Raw genomic sequence first — 20,844 nt, 5'->3', positions numbered from 1 at the left:
AGGTTCTTTTATGTCTTTTCCTTACTAAAGTGTAAGGTTGATTTAAGGTAATTCTATTTTTGTATTTTATATTCCTTATATAATAAATATACAGTCAAATATGTAGGAGGCAATATAATGGCAGATCTATTACAAGTACAAGATTTAAATAAAATTTATGATGGAAAATCGACCTTCCAAGCTTTAACAAATATTACGTTTAATGTTGAAAAGGGAGAATTTATTGGTGTAATGGGGCCGTCTGGATCGGGGAAGACAACACTATTAAATCTAATCTCCACAATTGATAGACCGACATCGGGACAGGTCATTGTTAACGGGCAAGAGCCTCATAAATTAAAAAAAGGGAAACTTGCAGAATTTCGAAGGAAAGAACTAGGATTTGTTTTTCAGGACTTTAACTTATTAGACACATTAATATTGGAAGAAAATATTATGCTGCCTTTGACACTAGAAAGTGTAGATTCAGGTGAAATTGACAAGAAAGTACAGGCTATCACTCAAAAGCTAGGTATTGATTTAATCTTAAATAAACGAACATATGAAGTATCAGGCGGTCAGAAACAACGTACTGCAATCGCTAGAGCAATCATTCATCAGCCTTCCTTGTTGTTAGCTGACGAACCAACGGGAAACTTAGATTCTAAATCATCGAAAGATGTGATGCAGACTTTACAAATGATTAACGAAAAAGATAAAACAACGATGTTAATGGTTACCCATGATCCATCTGCTGCTAGCTATTGTGATCGAGTTATTTTCATTAAAGATGGTAAATTGTACAACGAAGTATATAAAGGAACGAATCAAAAGGTATTTTTCCAACAGATTTTAGATGTTCTATCAATGCTAGGGGGAGATTCGGATGACCTTTCCACAGTTCGCTTATAAAAATATAACGCGTAATTTGCGGGCATATCTAGCTTTTTATTTAAGCAGTTCGTTCGCTGTTATGATTTTCTTTATGTTTGCGATGTTCATCTTTCATCCTGCATTAGAAACAGGTTATATGAATAACATTGCCAAAAAAGGCATGGTATTTGCAGAATGGGTCATTTTTGTCTTTTCAATCTTATTTGTCCTTTATTCTGTAAGTGCCTTTTTAAAAACACGGAAAAGTGAATTTGGAATCCTTACAATTCAAGGGGCATCACCTAAACAACTTCGCCTACTAATCACACTGGAGAATGTATTCATCGGTCTTGCTTCTATCATTACAGGAATCATTGGTGGAACAGTGCTTGCTAAACTGTTCTTTACTGCAGGGTCATATATAGTCGAAATGGAACCACTTGAACTATATTTCCCCTTGAAAGCACTAGGAATAACAATTGGGGTATTTCTACCTCTGTTTGTACTTATTTCTCAATTTACACTCTTTATTATCCATTCAGAAGAAGTAGTTTCTTTACTAAAGGGGTCGGTCAAACCAAAAAGAGAACCAAAGCCTTCTATACCTTTTTCTATACTAGGAATGATGTTCTTAGGTGGAGGGTTTGGCATGGCTTTATTTGCAGGTATTGATATTGGTAGTGCAGTTATTATTACTGTTTGTACAGTAATAGGGACCTACTTGTTTTATAGCCAGTTAAGTGTCTGGGTACTGAAACTGTTGAAACGAAATAAGAAATTTTATAGAAAAGGTACAAACCTACTTTGGATTTCTGATTTAATGTATCGAGTCAAAGATAATGCTCGTTTATTTTTCATCGTAAGTATTGTTTCTGCTGTAGCCTTTACGGCAACAGGGACTTTAGCCACTTATAAATCAATGTTTACCACTGAAGATTCATTATATGAAATGGAGTTTCTATCCTATTCTAGTAACAAGGATGAAAATGAACAACTGACATATATTCAACAACAGTTTGAACAAAAAAATATAGATTACGAGCAATCTAAATTTAAAGTGATTGAAACTGGTCAAGGATCATCGAATTATCCTGTTTTAGTTCTTTCATACAAAGATGGGATTAAGATATTACCTGAATTAAAAACTTCTAAACTTGAGGAAGGAAAAGGGGTTTACTTTGGGCAAACAGAACGAGAAGGATATACAGTACTCCAAGATAATACGACAGACTTACAATTAAATAACCAACAAATGTCGATAAAGTTGCAATCAATTGAACAGCCACTCCTTTCTCTTCATGATGTGTTAGTTGTTGATGAAAATACCTTTAATCTATTGAAGCAAGGTAATGAGTTAGTAACCTTTTATGCTTTTCAATTTGCTAATTCAAAAGAGAACTTAGATATAAGTCAAAAGATACATGATCATATCGTTGGTGAAACATATAACCCAGATGCTAGGTACTCTTCAAAGGCCATCGAATATTATCAGACTGTTCAATTACCAAGTTTAAGTCTGTTTATTGGTTTATTTATTGGCATCATCTTTTTTTTGGCTGCTGGGAGTTTCTTGTATTTCAGGTTGTTTACGGATTTATATGAGGAAAGAAAAAAATATAAATCACTAGCTAAAATCGGATTGAGTGAAAAGGAAATGGTTAAAAACGCAAACATTCAAATGGCAATCCTCTTTTTCCTACCATTTTTGTTGGCTATTGTTGAAACAGGTTTCGCCTTACAGGTGTTACAAAGGGAGGGAGGATTTTCTAACGTATTTCAATCAGGAGTTATTACCATTTTAGGATTCTTGGGATTACAGCTTCTATACTTTATTGTCATTCGTTCTAGTTACATCAAAAATTTAAAAGAATATGTATATCGCTAATTATAAATTAAGGGAGAGATAAATATTGAAAAAAGTAGTGAAAATAACTGTAGGAATTGTACTTGCTTTAGTTGTCATATTAGTTGGTTTTTTTACGCTTGTTCCAGAAGTAGAAAGAGATCTTATCAACCCTTTTGTACCTAAAGAAGAGATATATGTACAAATCAATGAAGAACCCATTGATGTTCGCAGATATGAATATACTTTAATTGGCTATACTGAAGACGGTGATAAAAAGGAAGTAACATTTAGTTCAGCAAGAGTATTAAAAGAAAATGCCTTTTTAATAGTTACTACAAAAGGGACTTATGTAGAAAAGTGGGAAGAAATACAGGTTGAAGAACTACCAGATAGAGTAAAAGAACAGTTAAACAGTGATTGACCAAATAGATTTGCCACCATCTGTTTAAAGTTCGAAATTATAAGTTTGAGTATCTGAAATGAGTAAAAGAATATTTTGTAACTATATTAAGAGAAAATAACCATCCCAATAATTAAGATGATGGAGAGGTTATATGTTTAAATTAGAATAAACAAAATAGAAATCCAAAATACGAGCAGTTAACCGAAAAAATAAAAGTGCAAATTTTAAGTAATATGATTAGCCCGAATACTGTACAAAGATCATACTATGAACTTGAAAATCAAGGATAGTTATATTCTATAAAAGGAAAAGGTTATTATGTCGCATCTATTAATATTTTTCAAATAGGAAAGAAAATAGAACATGAGTTAAAACCACAGTTTTTAAGAGTATTAGGAGATCAATTGCAAAAACATAAGCACGATGAATACCGGGTATGCATCATTAGGCGTGATTGATTTATAGCTCATGTGGGCGAGCAACGCAAATAGTAAAAGCAAGCAGAACTTTAATAAGATTCGAAATGGCCACAAAAAGTCGTTGCCCCTGTGAATTTCATAGCCGAGATTCCTGATACAGTATCCTATGCTCAAGCTGCCACTCTGCCAGTGGCAGGCTTATCTGCTCTTTATACACTTAGAAAAGGGGGAATGCTTCTAGGTAAACGAATACTTATAACCGGTTCGACTGGTGTACTTGGACATTTCGCTCATCAACTTGCTTCTCTGAGTGAGGCATTCAATGTTGGTATAGCTCGTAATGATGAGAAAGCAAAAAAAGTAATAGAAGCAGGTGCCAACGAGGTAATTATAGGTGAATACATTTCGAAATCAGTAGAAAAATTTGATCCATTTTACCTCATTGTATTTGTCAATTGAAAAGTGAACCATATGTTAATTTAATTTTGCACCACTTGTTCACTTTCTGATCTCAGCCATTCTGCTGTTTCACGCATCCGATAAGAATTGCCATTCATGTTTAAAACATAAGATCTATGTGTTAAACGATCCGTTAAAGCTGCGGTTAAAACAGAATCGTGAAAGATATCTTGCCAATTTATAAAAGACAAATTACTCGTTATTATCGTTGACTTTCTTCCAGCTCTTAAAGATAAATGGGAGAAGAGTAATTCTGCGCCTTCTTTATCAAATGAAATATAGCCTAATTCGTCGAGAATGACGAGGTCATATTTCTCGAATTTCAATTCAAAGCTACGTAACGTTCGTTCTGAACGATGTTCTTTTAATTGATTAATAAAGGAAGGTACTGTTGCGAGAAACACACGATATCCTGCCAAACAAGCCTCCATCCCTAATCCAATGGCCATGTGGGATTTCCCTGTCCCTGGTGGTCCAGTTAAAATGATATTCTGGCCTTTTTTTATGAATGCTAATGATGTTAATTCTTTCAGCTTTGCTCTTGCTTGTTCCGGTAATGCTTCGGTGACAAGTTCATCTAACAATTTCTTTTGTGGGAAATTCGCTGCACGTATACGATTTTGTTTTGCGCGTATGGATCGATCGGCCTTCTCTTGCGTAAACACTTGGTATAAAATATCATAAGCCTCTTCTTCGTTTTCAAATGCATCTTTACATTTACAAGCGATAGCAGCAACTTTAAAGTTTTGCCTTTTCAATTAATGAACTTCCACAGTCACTTTTAATTGTAATACCATCCTGATCACCTGATCCATCAAACTCCAGTAATTTTTATACTCTCTAAATAAATGATCCGATGTAATTTGAGTAGAAAATGTTCAATTTTAGTTTAGCAGTTACCCGAGATTAATCACTTTAAAAAATGGTATAGATATAACAAATGAAACGTGCAAAAGAGAACAACGAAAATAATTTGACATTGTGAAAACAATTAGCAAAGGATAAATACTATGATACTTTTGGTTTAGGAATCTAGAATATCAAGAACTGATATTAATAAATTTAATTCATAAATATGGAATTTTATTTACATTTTAATGGTTTAAGCTTGCTATTTTTATAAAAAATGGTATTATATCACTTATAATATTAATACTATTTAAGGAACTCGTATTAGTTTATATAATTAAGAGGGTGCCATCTAAATTGAAAATAATAAAATTCTTATCAGCGTTGTCTATTGTAATTTTCATAGCATTATCATATGTATTCAGAATAAACGATGTCATTTTTAATAATGTGATTACTTATTTAATTGTGGTATTAATAGTTATTTATAGTATTCAATTAATAAAAAAAGGGGATAGGGAAATTGGATTTATCTTACTTTTTATGGCCATATTTTCTGCATTAGTGCCCATACTTAAACTATTGATTTAATATAAATTATTTAATTCTATTAATATAGTTTAAAAAAGTAATACTATATTACTTTTTTTAATAGCATCAACTACTATTTATCTCGGTTTATTAGAGACTAGTAGAATCTATGGTGAGGGGGGAGTAATTTAGAAAGTAATGGTCAACGTGGTCTGGAAAAATTAAATAAGGGAGGTTTTAAAATTGAAGGTTCGTTTTATTAAAACAATCGTAGGCAGGGATTTATGATAAGATAAATCCCTGCCTGCTCGTTAATATAGAATGTGAATTTTCTATTAATAAATGATTGCTAAGCTTCAAGTCGCTATGTAACTATCCTTTTGGGGGTGCTCTTTTATAATCATCTGATGGATAATACATGATTTTTCAAAAATAACAGAAGATTATCAAGGTATGTGCTTCTTCAGGTTAAAGCTTTAAACTAAAAAAGAGCACGTTGACTAGCGCAAGTGCTCTGATGGGCATATTTAAATTAATGTTCAAGAATCACTTAGCAATTGAACCGCTTTGATGTTTAGCACATTGTACATATTTATCATAATTGCATCGTGTATTTGATCGCCTTTCCAATAATTTTAGCGGGGTTGTTCTCGTTCACGACAATCGGATCATAGCTAGGGTTATCTGGAACGAGAATCAATGTATCACCTTGCTTTTTCACACGCTTTAGTGTGGCTTCTGTTGCGCCGTTAACGAGTACTGCAGCAACTTCCCCACTTTCAACCTCAGGTTGTTCTCGGATCAAAACCACAGATCCATGCGGAATGGTAGGTGACATCGATTCGCCAGCTGCTTCCAAGCAGATTAAATGACCGCTGGGCAACGTGTCGGGGGACTCATAATAATAACCTTTTATATTCTCTTCAGCTGTGATTGGGTCACCACATGCAATTGTACCAAGAATCGGAATTGCTACACTTTGTGATGCAATCGGTGTAAGGTTGTGTGGTAGCTCCTCTGTTAACTCACTTCTCGTAATTCCGAAATAGTCTGCTAAGCGCTGTAATTTATCAGGTCTTGGATACGTCTTTCCCTTCATCCAATTAGAAACGGTCATTTCAGGTATATTTAAAGCTCTAGCCATCATCGTTTGTGTGATTCCTTTTCGTGCTAATTGTTGCTTAAGCTGCTGGGCTAAGGTTTGTTTTAAGTCACTCATTTTTATCCCTCCTACTTCTTTTATAGTACCTTTTTAAGTTAGTTTTGTAAAGCTATTATACCTTTAAAAAGTATTTAAGTAATAAAATGAGTTGACAGTACCTTTTTTAGGTATTATATTATAGAATATATTGAAAATATTATAACCAATTTTTTTTTATCATAGATAAGCGTTCATAAATTGTCACAATATATAGAGGGGATGGACGCTAATATCTTGATTTATGCAACTGAAAATTAGTGGAGAAAGAATGAGAATGCCAACAGATTGAAGGTTCGTTTTATCTTATAGTACCTTTTAAAGGTACTAAATAAACCAGTAAGGAGATTGTTATCATGTATGACATTAAAGTAACGAAAGAAACTTTTAAAAAAGTAGAAGCTGAATGGCGAAATTACCAGCAGACGCTAAAGGAAATTAAGCGTTTAGAGGAAACCATTATTAATCCCTATCAAGAAACGTGGCAACGCGATGATAATATTGGAGGTGGACATGCTAATATTATTCGCGATCCAACACAGGCAACGGCCCTGCAATTAGCCAAGCACAAACAGTTAGATTATTTAAAGCAAATTGTTCAAGCAATTGACACGGTTTATGAAAAGCTATCAGATGAGTATCAAGCCTTAGTTAAAGTGAGATACTGGTCAAATCGCAAATATACGTGGGATGCGATTGCTGATCAATGTTTTATTAGTAAACGACAAGCGATGCGTTGGCGAGATGAAATTATTCATGTCACGATTGAAGTGTTAGGTTGGAGATAGTCAATGTCACTCCCATGTCATTTTTTTAATCAAAAACCGTGCTATTATGGTAGTGTAGAAAATTAGAGCAAAGCAGCTGAAGGATGAGCAGTTGCTTTGTTTTATTTTTATCACCGATAAGCGTCCATAAAACCCTTACTAATGTCCTGGTGCACGCAACGATCCATCAGTGGGAGAAAAACGAAAGCATTGACGGATTGAAGGTTCGTTTTATAAGTCATTATGGATAAAAGGCGTCAGCAAATTAGGTGCTGAGACTAACAACGCATTGAGCAATTTAAAAAGAATACATAAGTTTAGCTAAGAAGCAACGATGATAAGTCTACTGTAATAAGCTAAGTCAATTTAATAAAACTTTGCGTTAAAACGGAGATAGCATGCAGCTGAATCTTCGTTTTTTTGATGGAGGTAAATGGATACCTTGACCTCAACACGTCAATAAAAGGTTGCACCAACAAATAAGGAGGTAGAGCTATGAATAATTCTCGATCCCCAACGTATTGACAGGTTAAAGACGAACGAAATCAATCATTTTAAAAAATATTAGGAGGAAATTAAAATGTCAGAAACAGCTATTCAATCAGTATTGGAAGGAAAAAATAAAATTTTATTATTTAGAAAGTTAGCGGATCAGGAGAATCAAGCGGCAAAGCTTGTTTTTCAAACAAGCCACACCTTTAGTTATAGTCGTGAGCTTGAGACGATTATTACCAAAGATGGCACGATTGTTAAACCAGGAGAACTAGAGTCTGAAGTTAGTATTGAAGCGATCCAAACGAAAAAAGATCCCCTTGCAGCGATGTTACGAGAAGCTGTAATTAAAGGAGAGAAGCTAGAAGTTTGGGAAGTCACTGTTGATCAAGAACTGAAAAATGATCAAGGGAAGTATCCGGCTATTTATGCACAAGGTTATCTTGGTTCATGGGAAGATGTCTCTAGTGCGGAAGAAGATGCAACGATTTCAAGTACATTTACCGTTGAGATGGAGCCTCAATTCGGCTTTGCAACCTTAACAGAGGAACAGGAAGAAGCGATTCAATACTTGTTTAAAGATACGGTTGCAGAAGGAGAGGAAGGAAACGAGGGGGCATAATTGCCTTCTTCATTTTCTTTACACTATTAATACCGTAAGCGTACGAGGATGGAAAACGACAAAGTTGTTGGTTTATCATAGATAACCGTCCGTATAACCCCCGCCTCAAAATCTATTTAGGCGGGAGCTAATGGACGCTAATATCCTGATTCACTCGGGCCAACAGGATGTTGGTCACACAAGCGTTTTCGCAGGACGCGAAGACGTTAGCTTGTGTTCCTCAGTGGGTGGGTAAGATCGTAGACATCTTTAAGAAGGATTACAGACTAAGCCCGCCACGTCCTGTGGCAACGTCTGCATGACCTACGTCCTGTAGCGCTCCATCCACTGATTAAACGTTCGATTTATTAAATCATAGGAGGTTATGAAATGAAGTTTTATATTAAGGATAGTGAAGTTGAATTAAAGTTTGGATTGAAATTTTGCCGTGAGCTTGATCAAGTATATAAAGTTGATTATCAAGGTCTTGAGTTTGGTATGGGTGTTAACTTAGCTTATATGAATTTGCAACAGGCTAATCCAGTAGCGTTAACAGAGGTGATTAAGGCAGCTACTGCCCACCTTGGTTTTTCAATACATGAGATTGATCAGGCTATTGAAACGTATGCAGAAAAAGAAGGCGATTTAAGTACACTATTTGAACAGATCGAAACTGAAATGGGAAAGTCAGCAACGGTCATTCACACGATCAAAACGTTCAGTCAACAGGCAAAAGCGAGCGAAAGTTAAACCAAGCGGTTGCAACCTATGAATCTATTATTCTCAATTGCTTTCGCTACTTGAATTGTCAATCGTTACGTGAGATTGAGTTAATGACTTTATATGAGTATAAGATGAGAATGCGTGCCTTACGATTGCAACGTATTGATGATGAATATGATATGCATCTTCAAGCATGGCTTCATCAACAAGTAAAAGCAACGAAGGAAAAAGGAAAACGACAAGTACCAGTTTTCCAAAGTTTTAAGCAATTCTTTGACTATGACAAGCGGGTGAAGGAAATAGAAAGGCCAATTCAAAAGAAAGTTAGTCTCTCAACTAAACAAAAAAACATGGCAAAGGCAGCTTATGTTGCTAACTTAAGAAAGGAGGTTTAAATATGTCAGAAGCTAATGATATTACAAATTTTTTACAAAATACAGCTGGTGAAGTAACGAGTATTATTGGTGTAATTGAAAAACAATTGTCGAATAATCCGTTGACCGCATTAGCAGAATCAGTCAATGAATTTGCCAAGAGCTTTGATAAAGCAGCTGAACGGATTAACGGTTTTGCTGATCAAACCACCGGATCTTTCCAAAGCGTTTGGGAATCTGTTCAGGAGCTAAGCAAAGTTTTTAGCACTTTGGATAAATTGATTGGCGCCAATAAATTTGTTATTTTTGCAACAGTCTTGGCTACATTAGCGATGCTTTTCGTTGAGCTATATCAAAATTCAGAGACCTTTCAAAATATTGTTAATCGTGTTTTTGAAGCTGTTCGAGATTTCGTTGTGCCAATTGTAGAGGAAATTGCTGATGTGGTTACAAAAGTGTGGACATTTATTACCGATTGGTGGGAAGAACATGGTCAAGTGCTTATTGAGAAAGCGCAAACCATCTTTGAATCAGTCTGGGAAACGATTCAAGAGGCCATGGAACATGTCTGGGAGATTATTGAATCTGTTTTAGGTAAGGTAATCACGTTTATACAAGACCAATTAGAAAAAATTCAAACGTTCTGGTCAGAACATGGTGAGACGATTATGGATGCCGTAGAAAACATCTTTAGTTTTATCTATGGGATTATAGAGGCCGTTATGGATAAGGTGCAGGATATTATTGCATATGTCTTACCGATTATCCAAAACATCTTTGAACGCGTCATGCCAATTGTTAAACATATTATCGAAAAAACATGGGAGAGAATTCAGATCGTTATTGAAACGGTCATTAATGTTATTTTAGGGATTATTGAATTTTTTGCTTCCATGTTCACTGGTGATTTTGAAGGGATGAAAGAAGCGGTATTGAAGATTTGGGATTCCATTTGGGATGGTATTAAAGGTTTAGTAGACAACGCTTGGCAGACGGTCAAACCAGCTTTTACAGCGCTTTGGGATTCGATTAGTGGTTGGTTTACTGATCTATTTAACGATGCACTGGATTGGGGCGGCGACTTAATAAAAGGGTTCTGGGAAGGTATTAAAGGAATGGGAAACTGGCTTTCGAGTAAGGTAGGAAATCTCATCTCTAAAGTGGTACCGGGACCGATTAAATCAGTATTAGGTATTGCCAGCCCATCGAAGTTGATGAAAGAGTATGGTAGATATACAGGGCAAGGATTAGAAATCGGTTTAAATCATTCACGAACCAAATTACGCCGTGCCTCTGAGGCAATGGCTCGTGTAATCGAACGCCCTATTTCAGATCTCGATGTAGCCGGTCAAGTAAATCATATTCATCGTGATTCCCAACTTTTTAGAAATCAAAGGCATCAGCATCAATTATCTAGTCAGAAACAATCTGCATTTATTAATGTCTCAATTGGAAATCAAGAATTTCGTCGCTTTGTTGAAGATATTAATCATGAACAAGATCGTATCCATCGGACAGAAAAATCATTTGCTTAGGAGGTGAGCGATATGTATCAATTTGTGGATACAACAGCAGGGAGCACATCGAGTGCTTCCTTATCATTAAATACGATATTTAATGGTCATAATTTAGATCAATTATTAACAGACGATCAAGGTAGTTTTGCAACATTAACCGTAACGGGGCGAAGTCATAGTGAGCAACTAATTGAAACCATAGACATCATGGGGATGGATGGTTTACTAGAACAAGATAATCCTGATTTGACACATCGTCAAATTGAAGTGAAGTACAAAATAACGGATAAAAGTAGTGCTGGACTTAGACAGCGATTATCTCGTTTAAATCATTTATTGGAAGGATCAAAAAAGCAGCTGCAGTTTACTGATGAGGATTTTCTATTTTATGCAACCATGCAAAGTCATATCTTACCGGAAGAAGAGAGCAATACGCTTATCGCAAGTATTGTTTTCCTATGTTCCGATCCGTATAAATATGGTGAGGAAAAAGAATCGGTCTTTGCGTCTAATACGCTCAAGGTAAACAATGAGGGAACGGCAACTGCTTATCCCATTTTTGAATTCGAGGTGCTAGCACCGATTACTTTTGCGATGGTACAGAATCATTTAAATGAATATTTATTACTTGGTTATCCTGTCGATGAGGATGTTAAGGTCGTAGAACAAAATGTACTTGTCTATGATTCAAATGGTGAAGACATAAATGAGTGGAGTACATCACCGGTAAATATCGATGATATAAATAATCAAATTGTTTCAGGGGAAATAGGGTTTGATGGTACAGGGTTTATTGCAACCGACTACGGAACAGGTGATTATGGTCATGGTCCTGCAATCATTAGAGAGATACCCTCAGCTCTATCAGATTTTGAAGTAGAGGTTATTTTTGATACGCGTGATGAGGACGTAATTGAAAATTTTAGAACTGAGCTTTATCTTTTTAGTGAAGGAATGGATATGATAGGTAAGCTAGGAATTAACGACAATACTGCTAGCCTATCTCGACGTAGAGCACATGGAAGAGTAGGAGAACATACGAACTTATTTGATCCCAAATACGCAATCAGTCCAAACAACTATCAGTATGATGATATGGGTTTAGCTACATTTTCTATGCGGATGATAAGGATGCAAGGATGCTTCACTTTTTACATTGCTAGAATTGATAGTCGAGGTCGACACGTACAGAGTATGACAAGATCATACGCAACTACAGAAAACGATTCTAATGTTTTAGGAAATTTAAAGTTTATCCAATTATATATTAGGACATACGACAACAGACCTGTATCGCTAGCTAGGATAAATCGAGTAAGAGTGTATCAAAAAAATATTGTACAAGAAGATCAAACGCCTTATATAGCAACGACAGGCGATGTTATCACATTCGACGCGCAAAACGAGGAAATGCTGTTAAATGGCGAAGATGCAACACCACTTAAAGACTTCGGTGGCCATTACTTTACTCTTAAAACAGGAGAAAATGAACTTACCCTGCATCCAGAAGAGAATTTTAACGCAACTGTACGCTATCAAGAGCGGTTTAAATAGGAGGTGATAAAATGATACATGTTTTGAATGGACAGACAAATGTTATTTTAGACACAATTGATCAAGGAAGTGTTTTACAGAATGAGCATAGACGTTCGCTCAAAGATTATCTAGAAACGTTTGAAATTACTGCTTTAGCTGATAAAAAGTTTGCTGAATATTTAACTGAGCGAAACCGGATGGTCATTCCTGCTGAAGAACAAGGGTACACTGAATTTATTATTGATGAAGTCGTTAAAAAACGGGGTCCGAACGGTTTGGAAGTGCGCGTCTTAGCACTAGCTAGTTATTTGGAATTAAGAAAAGCTGCTGTTGTCGAACCACAGACATTAACAGGTTATACGCCGACAACGGCGGTGAGCTTTGCTACTAATGGTACAGAATGGCGTCCCGGAAGAATGGACAGTAATGCTACCATGACGTTCAATATTGACAGCTATACCAATCCGTTTGCGTTCCTAAAACGTGTCGCTAATGGATTTGATCTTGAATTAAGCTTTAGAACAGAAACAGAAGGCGGTCGTGTTGTTGGTCGTTATGTTGACTTATTAGAGCGCGTCGGTGACTGGAAGGGCCGAGAAATCACATTCGGTAAAGATTTAGAGGGGATTGTGCGTAAGGAAGATGTTAGTCAAATTTACACCGCATTATTATGCTTAGGTCCAGAGAATGAAGATGGTGAACGCCTTGAAACGTTAGTGGAGGATGCTGACGCCTTACAAAGATGGGGGAGACCAGATCCAGCGACAGGTGAATTAAAACATTTAGTTGATGTGTTTGAGCCACAGTCAAATCAATCAGAGTTTTCGCTAGAACAATTGGCGCAATACGGTCGTACAGAACTTAATAAACGCATTCAGGCGTTTATTACTTATGAATGCGATATTATTGATCTTGAAAATGTCCCCGACATGCACAACAAGCAAATCCGTTTTGGGGATACCATTCGCATCAAGGACCAGAAATTTAGTCCACCATTGTACATTGAAGCACGTGTTTTTGAACAGCGCCGTGATATTTTTAATAAGTCAAACAAACATATTGAGTTAGGAGATTTTATTGAGTTTACTGAGGAAGAGGTAACTAATATCTGGCGACAGCTACAGGCACAAATTAAAGCCAGAATTAGCTTTAATGAGTTGAAGGAATATACGTATAACAAAGAAGAAATTGAACAACGAGATTTAACTGTATACAGCAACTCGAAAGATTACGCAGATACAGCCGTAGAAAGCGTTGAGATTGATGATAATAACTTTAGAGATGATCAGCCATCGACACCACAAAACGTGGTAGCGGAAGGCTTTTTTAAGGTTATATCGGTTAAATGGGATTATAAGAGCTCATCTACCATTGCGTCATACGAAGTTTATGCTTCACAGACACCCGGCTTTACCCCTGCTGTTAGTAATATAGTGTGGAGTGGTAAGGCAGGTAGCATCATGTTTGAAGCCGAGACGAACGAAATCTGGTTTTTCAGAGTTAGGGCGGTAAACACGAGAGGTACAGCGTCTGGTTATTCATCAGAAGTTAGCGCAGAGACGGTCAGAGTACAAGATATTGACGTTGAAATGGGCGCTATTAATGCCGAAAAGTTAGCTGACCTTGCAGTTACAGCGGAAAAACTAGCGGACGGTGCTGTCACTGAAGATAAAATTGAAGAAGAATCTATTGTCGAAACTAAAATTAAAGATGATAGTATAAGTACACCTAAATTACAATCACAGGCGATTACATCTGAAAAGATAGCAGCTAACTCAATTACAGCTGAAAACGGTGCAATCGCTGAATTAGCAGTCGGAAATGCAGCTATACAAAACAGCGCTATAACTAACGCTAAAATTGCTGAGGCTGCAATCACAGAAGCTAAGATAGATGATTTAGCGGTTACTGATGCCAAGATTGCCAGTATTACAGCAGATAAAATAGATGCGGCTAATCTTTCGGCAATTAGCGCTAACTTAGGTACGATAACAGCTGGAGATATAACTGGTGTTAATATAACCGGATCTCTGTTTTCATCAAAAGACGATTCGCACCCTGACTACAATAAAGAGATGAGCTTAGGTGATTCTCGATTTAGTTTATCTAAAGGCACGAAAGATGACGCAGTGATTTCTTATGTAGAGATAACGTCTGAAAAATTCTCAGGAATAAATTTGTCGTTTGAATTGAGAGGTGCAGGCATTGACTTTTATAGTGAAATCGGTAACCATCATAGAGGTGCTATTAGGACGGGGAGTGATTTGTATGGACAGAGCTTCATCGAGTTAACGTCAACGCAGAAGACTAAAGTTTCAGGATCAATAATAGAAATTTTTTCTACGGCTATAAATATGTCAGGTGCCATTGATTTAAACGGTAATTTAGTTCTACAAGGAGGGAGTTACGTATATACAAACGCAATTGATCACAACGGTGCTGGTTCTCACATGTATGTTAGACCGATGGCGAACGGATCAGTTAGAATAACAGAGACAGGATCTACAACTAGTTATAGACCTATTCAGGCAAGCTCTTTCGATACATCTTCGCTATCTGATTATAAAACAGATATTAAGCATATTACTTTATCAGCACTAGATACTATCAATCAATCTGATTTATGCCAATACAAACTTAAATCGGATGTAGAAAACGGTGTTTATAAAAATAAATACGGTTTGGTGATCGGAGAGGGCTATAAAACACCAGAAGAAGTAATTAATTATGATGGAGATGCAATTTCACAGTATGATATGAATACTTTGTCGTGGAAAGCCATACAAGAGTTATCGACTTTAGTTATGACACAAAAAAAAGAATTATCCGAACTAAAACAAAAATTGGAGGAATTGAAATGAATCAAGACGTAAATGAAATAATCAACAATCTGAGTACAGAGTACGCACAGCAATTAGCTCAGGCTAACCGTAAAGTTGCTATATTGTTGGAGGAAAACGAACGACTTAAACGAGACGCAGAAACGCTTAAAAGCGAGTTAGAATCACTTGAAAACAATGAAGCCGAATAGGCTTATTTTTTTTTCATTAGGAACAGATAAAACTTTAGCAAAGCGACAGGAAGTAATAAAGTCAAACTATGCTGGTCCCAAGTTTAAGAAAAAACTAACTTATTTGCTATAGAATTCGAAAATAGGGATTTTTTTAATGACGTTGATTGCATGTTATCACAGGCAGCTGTCCATAAGACGTCCGCCTCAAAATAGAGAGTAAAGCTCATCTATTTAGAGGAAAGCTAATGTCCTGATCCACGCAAAACCATCAGTGAGCGGGTAAGATCGTAGACTAAGAACGCCACGTCCTGTGGCAACGTCTGCATGACCTACATCCTGTAGGCCCACGCTCGCTGATTGAAGGGTTGTTTTAGTACAAATCTATTAAAGAAATAATCTCTAAGTGTTGAATGATACGGGGTGTTTGGGTGCATCGGTATCATTTTCTTACTTTAAAGGAGGGGAGGTATAGATGGGTGAACGTGGTCAATGGTATACCAATAAGGAGTTGTTTGAACAACTTAACCAGGTTCAAGTAGATTTTAGTGAATTACGCTTAGAAATGCGTGAAACGCGTAAGATGATTAACAAGTATAATGGCTTGCGTGAGAAGCTAGGCTTTGTAGAAGAGAAGATTAATAAAATCGAAGCGAAGCGTGAGGGTAAGCAACTATTAGGTCAAACGATTCGTGAGTGGGGTGGTTGGCTGTTTGCTTTAATTACGTTAATTATTTTGATTTATCGGGGGTGAATGGGTGTTAAATATAAAAGGTGTCAATAAACAAACGTGGGGGCGGATCATCGCCCTTTTTTTAATTTTGTTAAATCAGATAGGTCTTGCTTTTTTTGACTTTAAGCTTTTGCCTTTTACGGATGATGATATTTATCAAGGGGCATCTGTGTTGATTTCAATTATTGTGACCGTTTGGGCAAGTTGGAAGAATAATAGTTTTACTTTAGAAGCGCAACACGCAGACCAACACTTACAAGGAGGTAAACAAGATGATAAAAATATATCTTGATCCAGGTCATGGCGGGACCGATCCAGGGGCGGTTGCTAATGGTTTGCAAGAGAAAGATCTTGTATTAGATATTGCTCAGGAAATAAATCGGTTATTGCGTCGCTGTCAAGGGGTAGACGTCCGAATGAGCCGGACCACTGATCAAACAGTTCGTTTGCAGCAACGGACGGATGACGCTAATCAGTGGGGAGCTGACTATTTTTTGAGTATCCATATTAACGCTGGTGGGGGAACAGGCTATGAAGATTTTATTTATAACCAACTCTCCTCTGGATCTGATACCGTAACAATGCGTGATGTGATGCATCAAAACATCGTTGAGCGGATTGGTATGCGGAATCGTGGCAAAAAGACAGCTGGATTTCATGTGTTAAGGGCGTCGCGTATGCCGGCGCTTTTAACGGAAAATGGCTTTATTGATCATGCAGATGATGCGGTTAAGATGCGTGATCAAACGTGGATTAGGCAAGTTGCTCAAGGACACGTCAATGGATTGGTTGATCTATTTCAACTAGAGCAACAGCAGCAAACAGGAGTTCGTGAAGATGAAAAAACACGAACTTATCAAGGTAATAGTATTGTTGATTACTTGAATGCGATGGGTAAAAATAGTTCATATCAAAATCGTAAAAAGCTGGCGGAAACGCATGGAATAACCAATTATCAAGGAACGGCAGAGCAAAATTTATCACTATTGAATAAGTTGCGTGCTAATAATCAATCCCAACAACGTTTTGTATCATCAGCTGCCACTGGTGATCTCAATACAACAAGTGTCGTTGATTATTTAAAAAGTGTGGGTGAAGATGCTAGTTTTGCTCATCGAAGTGATTTGGCGCAACAATTAGGGATTGCAAATTATCGTGGGACGGCTAGTCAAAATACGGAATTGTTAATGAAGCTAAGACGTTCACAATGAAGCATAAGAGTGGGACCATTCTTTACCTATACAAAGAGTGGTTCCTTCCATTATAATTGATAATGATATTCAATATCAATTATAATGGAAGGAAAAGAAGGAAAGGAACATAATAATGATCAATAGTAAACAGTTTCCAAAACACGATTTTAATTGGGGTGGCGTCGGTTTTGTATTACATGATATTGAACAAAAGCAAGCAGGTACTCTCGCCCACCGGTTAGCGACACAATATCAATTTATAATGATTAGAAGTGGAAAGGCATTGGTTCAAATTGACAACCAGGAGGTCCATTTAACTACTGAGGGTATTTGCTTTATTCATCCGAGCCAAGTTTATCAATTGACGTCAGTTGACGATGATGCGTTTAATTATACAAAAATAAGTTTTCAGATCATTAATCTCGATCAATCAGAGCATTTCCTTTCATATCAAGACTTTCCACTACAAGGTAGTTATTATTTAGCCGATCCACAGAAAGTATTAAAACGGATCGATCAGCTAGTCACACTTTCTAATCACGAGCGTTCAGTTGATCAATTTAAAAAGCGATTAGCGTTTGAACAAATCATCGTATTGTGTATTGATCAAGAGCAGTCATTAGAAAATCAACGAACCGAGCAATTGCTAGCCGATACTAAGCATTACATTGATTCGTATTTTGATCAACCGCTTTCTATGGCCTATTTAGCAAAAAAGACTGGATTAAGTCAAGTCTATTTTGCCGAGATGTTTAAAAAGGTTTATGGACAGAATGTGAGTGACTATATAGCAAGGAAAAAGACCAATAAAACGAAACAATTGTTAATTCAGACAGAAGACAAATTACGCTCAATTGCTAACCAAGTCGGCTACTCCGATGAGTTTTATTTGAGTAAAAAATTCAAGCAAATCGTTGGGGTGTCTCCTTCTTTATATCGCAAGCAAAGAAAACGAAAAATTGCTGCTTATGACTTATCTTCAACGGGACACTTGTTGGCGTTAAATATTTTTCCATATGCAGCTCCGATTCATCCAAAGTGGACAGCATACTATTATCAAAAATACCGTTACGATATTCCCGTCCATTTAAGTGCATTTCAGATTAATAAAGATAGGTGGCATAACCTACAACTGTTAAAAGCGAGTAAACCAGACTTGATCATATGTAAAAGTGGACAAGCACAAGAAGAAGTTGATCAATTATTAGCTATTGCCCCTGTATTCTTTTATGATCAATCGCTATCCTGTATAGACCAAGTAAGGGTAATTGCACAATACTTAGGTGAAGAACAAGAATATAGTGATTGGTTAATTCGCTATCAAGACGACCTTTGCCATAGCCAAAAGGTATTGTCTAATGATGTGAAACGAAGTCGCTTTTTGCCCTTGCGATTTTATAAAGGCACCTTGTATTTAGATTATTCGACAACTATGCGTGAGCTTATCTTTGATCAACTATCATGTCAAACGGTTATGGCGTTACCAATTGCAAATCAACAACCGCTTTCTTTAGAAAAGCTATCAAACTTAAATCCAGATTGGATCTTATTAAATATTTGTCAAGAAACAGAAACACTTACACAGTGGACAGCTATGGAAGGGACAATAGTGTGGCAGGGTCTCAAAGCTGTGCGCTATCAACAAATTTTTCATATTGCTTCCGATCCTTGGCGTGAGTGTTCAGCTTATGCCTATCAACGTGTTTTAGCAAAATTTACAGAAAAATTCGGGGGTTTGTCAAAATAAAAACCTCAAATTCTACATGGACGTGATGTCGGATGATCTTTATCATTGAAAATGAGAATCAATATCAATTATAAGTGGAAAGGAAGTAAATCATGATGAAAAAAAGGGTAATTAAATTTAGCCTATGGGCTTTTATTTTTGCAATATTGGTTGCATGTGGAGACCAAGACCAAGTAGAGGATGTGGAGGTTACAGCTGATCCGGAGCAAGCGGCTATAGCAGAAGATGATGATCAAGTTGAAGAAACATTAACGGAAGTGACTTATTTAGGAGAAAGATACCCTGTTGATGGTTTGGCGGAGAACCTGATTATTACAGGAAGTATGGAGGCAATGGAAGATGCCTTATTACTTGGTATCGAGCCGACAGGTGCGATTACGGTAGGTGGAGAATTTCCTGACTTGTACCAGTCAATCACGACAAATGCTGAAGCTATCGGGGAAAAACAACAACCAAATGTTGAGACCATTTTACAACTTGATCCTGATTTAATTCTAAGTACTGCTAAATTCCCAGAAGATGTAGCAACAGACTTAGACAAAGTGACAACAACGATTCCAGTTTCTCATATTGCTTCAAATTGGCAAGAAAACTTAAAATTACTGGCAGAGATAACGGGTAAAACAAGCGAAGCAGACTCTATATTAGAAAATTATGATCAAGATTTAGAAAATGTCAAAGCCAATATAGTTGATAAATTGAATGAAGAAGTCATTGTAATGGTGCGGATTCGTAATGGAAATATTATGATTTATCCAGAGGATGTTTATTTTAACGATCTATTATATGGTGATCTTGGTCTTGAAGCGCCTGAAGTCGTACAAGCTGCGGAAGCCCAAGAAGTGATCTCACTAGAGATGTTTAGTGATCTTAACCCTGATTACTTATTTGTGCAAATGGAAGAAAGTGAAAATCAAGATCAGCCAGATGTGATTGAAGAGTTAGAAAACAACCCGATTTGGCAAAGTATTGAAGCAGTAAAAAATGATCGGGTTTATTTAAATACTGTTGATCCACTTCTCGAAGGTGGAACAGCTTATAGTCGAATAACGTTTCTAGATGTTATTAATGAAAAAATAATTGGAAATTAAATGAGACAAGATCTATAGTATGATGTTAAGAGATAATGAATGATAGTCAAGATTTCATTTGTTTTAAAGCAAAACGGAACTATTCTAAAGAAAGAGTTTGAGAAGCTACTTAGCGAGATTACCGTCCATAAGTCGCTCACCTCAAAATAGGGAGCTAATGGGCACCAATGTTCTGATTCACTAAAAGCCCAATCAGTAGGAGGGTAAGATCGCAGACTAAAACCGCCACGTCCTGTGGCAATGTCTGCATGACCTACGTCCTCTACTGATTGAAGGTTCGTTTATACTTCATTGACCTATGCTATTTTTTATGGCAGTGTCCAATAAATGGGGGACAGTTCAAAATAGCCATGCTTTAAATTGAGACCTCACAGTGAGATGGACTTGCCAGCGAGGAAGCTCAAGCCCTGCCTGTGGAAAGCGCTTGACAAAAGGGGAAGGTCACGGTTTTAGCAAGGCTGTCATTCAGAAAAATGAGTAAAAATTGATGGGCTGAAAACAAG

Annotated in this window: 19 protein-coding genes; 17 read left to right on the top strand and 2 right to left on the bottom strand. The window is 36.6% G+C overall.

The window, feature by feature from the left end; all coding sequences use genetic code 11:
* Positions 1 to 117 precede the first annotated feature (117 nt).
* The 4 genes from B494_RS0115495 (at position 118) to B494_RS0115480 (ending at position 3,979) form a co-directional block, all read left to right on the top strand.
* Positions 118 to 891 (top strand): ABC transporter ATP-binding protein, encoded by a 774-nt coding sequence (locus B494_RS0115495; RefSeq protein WP_017473297.1) that lies wholly within the window; start codon positions 118 to 120, stop codon positions 889 to 891.
* Positions 866 to 2,737 (top strand): ABC transporter permease, encoded by a 1,872-nt coding sequence (locus B494_RS0115490; RefSeq protein WP_017473296.1) that lies wholly within the window; start codon positions 866 to 868, stop codon positions 2,735 to 2,737. The genes B494_RS0115495 and B494_RS0115490 overlap by 26 nt, the downstream gene beginning before the upstream one ends.
* A gap of 25 nt (positions 2,738 to 2,762) precedes the next feature.
* Positions 2,763 to 3,119: a YxeA family protein gene (locus B494_RS0115485; protein WP_017473295.1), complete on the top strand. Its 357-nt coding sequence runs from the start codon at positions 2,763 to 2,765 to the stop codon at positions 3,117 to 3,119.
* Between the two features lie 530 nt (positions 3,120 to 3,649).
* On the top strand, positions 3,650 to 3,979 hold the full coding sequence (locus B494_RS0115480) for an MDR/zinc-dependent alcohol dehydrogenase-like family protein (RefSeq protein ID WP_017473294.1): 330 nt from the start codon (positions 3,650 to 3,652) through the stop codon (positions 3,977 to 3,979).
* A 20-nt stretch (positions 3,980 to 3,999) separates the two neighbouring features.
* On the opposite strand, the gene istB is transcribed toward B494_RS0115480, so the two are convergent.
* Together istB and B494_RS0115465 are read right to left on the bottom strand one after the other, a co-directional pair.
* Positions 4,000 to 4,737 carry an IS21-like element helper ATPase IstB gene (istB, locus tag B494_RS0115475; RefSeq protein WP_017473293.1) on the bottom strand — a complete coding sequence of 246 codons (738 nt, stop codon included), beginning with the start codon at positions 4,735 to 4,737 and terminating at the stop codon, positions 4,000 to 4,002.
* 1,217 nt (positions 4,738 to 5,954) lie between these two features.
* On the bottom strand, positions 5,955 to 6,578 hold the full coding sequence (locus B494_RS0115465; RefSeq protein WP_017473291.1) for a LexA family protein: 624 nt from the start codon (positions 6,576 to 6,578) through the stop codon (positions 5,955 to 5,957).
* A 335-nt stretch (positions 6,579 to 6,913) separates the two neighbouring features.
* On the opposite strand from B494_RS0115465, the gene B494_RS0115460 reads away from it, so the two are divergent.
* From B494_RS0115460 to B494_RS0115400, 13 genes are all read left to right on the top strand, one after another.
* On the top strand, positions 6,914 to 7,345 hold the full coding sequence (locus B494_RS0115460; RefSeq protein ID WP_017473290.1) for a hypothetical protein: 432 nt from the start codon (positions 6,914 to 6,916) through the stop codon (positions 7,343 to 7,345).
* Between the two features lie 559 nt (positions 7,346 to 7,904).
* Positions 7,905 to 8,438, top strand: coding sequence for a phage major tail protein, TP901-1 family (locus B494_RS0115455; protein WP_017473289.1), 534 nt, complete (start codon positions 7,905 to 7,907; stop codon positions 8,436 to 8,438).
* 369 nt (positions 8,439 to 8,807) lie between these two features.
* The gene (locus B494_RS0115450) at positions 8,808 to 9,167 is read left to right on the top strand and encodes a tail assembly chaperone (RefSeq protein ID WP_017473288.1); all 360 of its coding nucleotides are present in this window, start codon (positions 8,808 to 8,810) and stop codon (positions 9,165 to 9,167) included.
* Between the two features lie 83 nt (positions 9,168 to 9,250).
* A complete protein-coding gene (locus tag B494_RS19635) occupies positions 9,251 to 9,535 on the top strand; it encodes a hypothetical protein (protein ID WP_017473287.1) in 285 nt (94 codons plus the stop codon).
* Positions 9,536 to 9,537: 2 nt separating this feature from the next.
* The gene (locus B494_RS0115440; protein ID WP_017473286.1) at positions 9,538 to 11,049 is read left to right on the top strand and encodes a phage tail protein; all 1,512 of its coding nucleotides are present in this window, start codon (positions 9,538 to 9,540) and stop codon (positions 11,047 to 11,049) included.
* 12 nt (positions 11,050 to 11,061) lie between these two features.
* Positions 11,062 to 12,585, top strand: a complete 1,524-nt coding sequence (locus B494_RS20265) for a distal tail protein Dit (RefSeq protein ID WP_017473285.1) — start codon at positions 11,062 to 11,064, stop codon at positions 12,583 to 12,585.
* Between the two features lie 11 nt (positions 12,586 to 12,596).
* Entirely contained in the window at positions 12,597 to 15,428 is a 2,832-nt protein-coding gene (locus tag B494_RS0115430) for a phage tail spike protein (protein ID WP_017473284.1), read from the top strand.
* The gene (locus tag B494_RS21180; protein ID WP_017473283.1) at positions 15,425 to 15,598 is read left to right on the top strand and encodes a hypothetical protein; all 174 of its coding nucleotides are present in this window, start codon (positions 15,425 to 15,427) and stop codon (positions 15,596 to 15,598) included. Before B494_RS0115430 ends, B494_RS21180 begins: the two co-directional genes overlap by 4 nt.
* A gap of 454 nt (positions 15,599 to 16,052) precedes the next feature.
* The gene (locus tag B494_RS0115420) at positions 16,053 to 16,331 is read left to right on the top strand and encodes a hypothetical protein (protein ID WP_017473282.1); all 279 of its coding nucleotides are present in this window, start codon (positions 16,053 to 16,055) and stop codon (positions 16,329 to 16,331) included.
* 4 nt (positions 16,332 to 16,335) lie between these two features.
* Positions 16,336 to 16,602: an SPP1 phage holin family protein gene (locus tag B494_RS19625; protein ID WP_017473281.1), complete on the top strand. Its 267-nt coding sequence runs from the start codon at positions 16,336 to 16,338 to the stop codon at positions 16,600 to 16,602.
* The gene (locus B494_RS21240; RefSeq protein ID WP_017473280.1) at positions 16,583 to 17,521 is read left to right on the top strand and encodes an N-acetylmuramoyl-L-alanine amidase; all 939 of its coding nucleotides are present in this window, start codon (positions 16,583 to 16,585) and stop codon (positions 17,519 to 17,521) included. The genes B494_RS19625 and B494_RS21240 overlap by 20 nt, the downstream gene beginning before the upstream one ends.
* A gap of 115 nt (positions 17,522 to 17,636) precedes the next feature.
* On the top strand, positions 17,637 to 19,250 hold the full coding sequence (locus B494_RS19610; protein ID WP_017473279.1) for an AraC family transcriptional regulator: 1,614 nt from the start codon (positions 17,637 to 17,639) through the stop codon (positions 19,248 to 19,250).
* A 95-nt stretch (positions 19,251 to 19,345) separates the two neighbouring features.
* The gene (locus tag B494_RS0115400) at positions 19,346 to 20,341 is read left to right on the top strand and encodes an ABC transporter substrate-binding protein (RefSeq protein ID WP_241211436.1); all 996 of its coding nucleotides are present in this window, start codon (positions 19,346 to 19,348) and stop codon (positions 20,339 to 20,341) included.
* Positions 20,342 to 20,844 lie beyond the last annotated feature (503 nt).

Source organism: Amphibacillus jilinensis Y1 (assembly GCF_000306965.1).
GTDB lineage: Bacteria > Bacillota > Bacilli > Bacillales > Amphibacillaceae > Amphibacillus_C > Amphibacillus_C jilinensis.
The sequence above is the reverse complement of the archived record's forward strand: the minus strand, read 5'-3'. Positions and strand labels throughout refer to the sequence as shown.

Coding starts and splice junctions, on each gene's coding strand:
- B494_RS0115430 (WP_017473284.1), top strand. CDS start 12,597: ATGATACATGTTTTGAATGGACAGACAAATGTTATTTTAGACACAATT.
- B494_RS19635 (WP_017473287.1), top strand. CDS start 9,251: ATGACTTTATATGAGTATAAGATGAGAATGCGTGCCTTACGATTGCAA.
- B494_RS20265 (WP_017473285.1), top strand. CDS start 11,062: ATGTATCAATTTGTGGATACAACAGCAGGGAGCACATCGAGTGCTTCC.
- B494_RS0115495 (WP_017473297.1), top strand. CDS start 118: ATGGCAGATCTATTACAAGTACAAGATTTAAATAAAATTTATGATGGA.
- B494_RS0115400 (WP_241211436.1), top strand. CDS start 19,346: ATGAAAAAAAGGGTAATTAAATTTAGCCTATGGGCTTTTATTTTTGCA.
- B494_RS0115455 (WP_017473289.1), top strand. CDS start 7,905: ATGTCAGAAACAGCTATTCAATCAGTATTGGAAGGAAAAAATAAAATT.
- B494_RS0115440 (WP_017473286.1), top strand. CDS start 9,538: ATGTCAGAAGCTAATGATATTACAAATTTTTTACAAAATACAGCTGGT.
- B494_RS0115465 (WP_017473291.1), bottom strand. CDS start 6,578: ATGAGTGACTTAAAACAAACCTTAGCCCAGCAGCTTAAGCAACAATTA.
- B494_RS19610 (WP_017473279.1), top strand. CDS start 17,637: ATGATCAATAGTAAACAGTTTCCAAAACACGATTTTAATTGGGGTGGC.
- B494_RS0115490 (WP_017473296.1), top strand. CDS start 866: ATGACCTTTCCACAGTTCGCTTATAAAAATATAACGCGTAATTTGCGG.
- B494_RS0115420 (WP_017473282.1), top strand. CDS start 16,053: ATGGGTGAACGTGGTCAATGGTATACCAATAAGGAGTTGTTTGAACAA.
- B494_RS0115460 (WP_017473290.1), top strand. CDS start 6,914: ATGTATGACATTAAAGTAACGAAAGAAACTTTTAAAAAAGTAGAAGCT.
- B494_RS21240 (WP_017473280.1), top strand. CDS start 16,583: ATGATAAAAATATATCTTGATCCAGGTCATGGCGGGACCGATCCAGGG.
- B494_RS21180 (WP_017473283.1), top strand. CDS start 15,425: ATGAATCAAGACGTAAATGAAATAATCAACAATCTGAGTACAGAGTAC.
- B494_RS0115450 (WP_017473288.1), top strand. CDS start 8,808: ATGAAGTTTTATATTAAGGATAGTGAAGTTGAATTAAAGTTTGGATTG.